Annotated in this window: 2 protein-coding genes; one reads left to right on the top strand and one right to left on the bottom strand. The window is 50.7% G+C overall.

The features are described from left to right. Window positions 1-655 (bottom strand): Na+/H+ antiporter NhaC family protein (locus tag ACTH3D_RS02555; RefSeq protein ID WP_441664930.1); only part of this gene is annotated, 655 nt, incomplete at its 3' end. A gap of 672 nt (window positions 656-1,327) precedes the next feature. On the opposite strand from ACTH3D_RS02555, the gene ACTH3D_RS02550 reads away from it, so the two are divergent. Then, window positions 1,328-2,095, top strand: a complete 768-nt coding sequence (locus tag ACTH3D_RS02550; protein WP_441664928.1) for an ABC transporter ATP-binding protein — start codon at window positions 1,328-1,330, stop codon at window positions 2,093-2,095. Window positions 2,096-2,484: the final 389 nt, after the last annotated feature.

Below are 2,484 nucleotides of genomic sequence, written 5' to 3'. Positions count from 1 at the left end.
GATAGCTGAAAAACACCGCAGTAATCAAGCCCAGCGCCATACCGCCGATGGGAACCAGCATCGCCAGTGGCACCATGCCGGCAGTGACATTCAGGCCAAATTCGGCACCGTTCTCATTGATATTGGTCAGCAGGATGTCGTTAAGAAAAATCGAGCCAAACCCGACCGGTAACAACATATAGGGGGCGGTAATACCGAAGGTGATAACACAGGCGACGGCGCGGCGATCAAGCTCAAGGTGGTTCATCAGCTTGAGCAGCGGCGGCACCAACACCGGAATAAAAGCAATGTGCACCGGAATCAGGTTCTGAGAGCTCACCGCAAATGCCAGCAATACACCAAGCAGACTTAAGATGATCAGGCGGCGGTTGGGGTTCCCTTGGTCCAGATGTAACCCAGCAATGGCTCGCTGCGACAACAGCTGGGTAATGCCTGAGCGTGACAGAGCCACCGCAAAGGCGCCGAGTACTGCGTAGGAGATGGCAACCGTGGCGCCATTGCCCAGGCCGTTTTCAAACGCATTCATGATCTCGCTGACCGGCATGCCAGCGTAGAGACCACCGACCAGGCTGGCGGCGATCAGCGCAAAGACCACAGAAACCCGAGCAAGACTCAGGGTAACCATCACCAGGATGGCCAGTACGACAGCATTCATTTCAATCAAGCCCCTTACAGCAACAGGATGGTAAGACAAAAAAAGCCGCGTGATCTCCAGCCTGAAGGAAATCACGCGGCCGATAGCGGTGTTGGAACACCGCTGCTTATTCTGCGCCAGTACAACCTGATATGTCGAATGGCAATGTTCAGAAGATAGTGTTCCATCAGTACTTGCTGAAGGAGGAAGGTTTGTTGATATACATCTAGGAGGAACTAGATGCTATTGTCTTCGAGCTGAAAACTATTCTATAACGATGTTGCATTCAGAGTCTGCATTCACCCATGTAGAATAGTTGGAATAGCAAATGCCTTTCGCCAATCGAGGAATGAACAAATGCCGCCAACAGATACCTCTTTCTTAGGCAAGCACAGCCGATGGACTGTGTGGCCTTTGGCATCAGTGAGAGCTGTTATCGCTACCGGGCAAAGCTGAGCCATGAAAATGCGGTGATTGCTGATTGGCAGGTGCCAGAAGGTAGCCATGGCTGCCCAGACGACTCTACTTATCGCCCCAGTTATAAATGGGGAGATTACCGTTAGCAGCCATTGCTCAAGTCCTCATATGGCTTACCTAAGCCAAACAACAGAAATCTTTTTAATTTTTTGTTGGAAATGAGAACCATTAGCGCTAGAGTGTGGCCATTATTAGCTCTATCGCTAGGAGTCATTCATGTTCGAGGTCAAAGGCGCCACCTTTGAAATCAATAGTAAGCAGATTTTAGATCCCATTGACCACAGCTTTCATGAAGGCAAGATTTACGGTCTGATTGGCCACAATGGCTCGGGAAAGTCGACGTTGATTAAGCTAATGGCCCAGCAGCAACCCACCAACCAAGGAGAGATTCTCCTTGACCAGCGCCCACTGAGTGACTGGGGAAGCAGAGAGTTCGCTCGTCAGGTGGCTTACCTGCCCCAGCATTTGCCAAGCGCTGAAAGCCTTACTGGGCGCGAGCTAGTGGCTTTTGGTCGCTACCCTTGGCACGGCCTGTTGGGTCGCCACAATCAGAAAGACAAAGATGCCATTGATCGCGCCATCGCCCTTACCCACACAGAGGCCTTTGCCGACCGCTTAGTCGATACACTCTCCGGCGGCGAGCGTCAGCGGGTATGGCTGGCAATGTTACTCGCCCAGGGAAGCCGTTTCTTGCTGCTCGACGAGCCGCTAGCCGCGTTGGATATTGCTCATCAAATTGAAGTGCTAGCGCTAATTCGTAAGTTGTGCAACGAGTTGGACCTAGGCGTGATTATCGTCCTGCACGATATCAATATGGCCTCGCGCTATTGTGATGAGCTGATGGCCTTGCATAGTGGTCATTTACTAGCCCATGGCACCCCAAATGACATAATGTGTGATAGCACGCTTGAAGCTATTTACGGGCTGCCTATGCAGGTCATCAAGCATCCGAATGCAGAGCACAACATCGCAGTCGCCCAATGATTCGCCGCCTGCGTGTTGGCCGATTAACGCTAGCTTGCTGTAACGCGCCAACCTTCCTTCAGGCAATAACCTCAGACGATATCGTAATACGAGCGCTAGGTAGGTGTAGAACAACTAACCCACGGATATTTTGGATGTCGTCCTGCACTCTTAGCCCAACCGTGAGTTGATGGCGCAGCAAGCACCTGCTCATATACTGCTTCACCGCTATATATGCACTTGAGCACCATTTTCCTAGTGATTGCGCTTAGCACCGACGATAATCCATTAATAAATTGCGCTAATTGTAGTGCTAATTATTATCATTTAGAATCGTTGCGGATAATTCAACCACTAACTCCAGAAAAGAGTAAGGCTAAGAAAATGACTCTGCTGCCTATCAGGCCCTG

Source organism: Halomonas sp., from assembly GCF_052095765.1.
Taxonomy (GTDB): Bacteria; Pseudomonadota; Gammaproteobacteria; order Pseudomonadales; family Halomonadaceae; genus Halomonas.
The sequence above is the reverse complement of the archived record's forward strand: the minus strand, read 5'-3'. Positions and strand labels throughout refer to the sequence as shown.

Excerpts from the sequence above, each read along its gene's own strand:
- ACTH3D_RS02550 (WP_441664928.1), top strand. The coding sequence starts at position 1,328 with ATGTTCGAGGTCAAAGGCGCCACCTTTGAAATCAATAGTAAGCAGATT.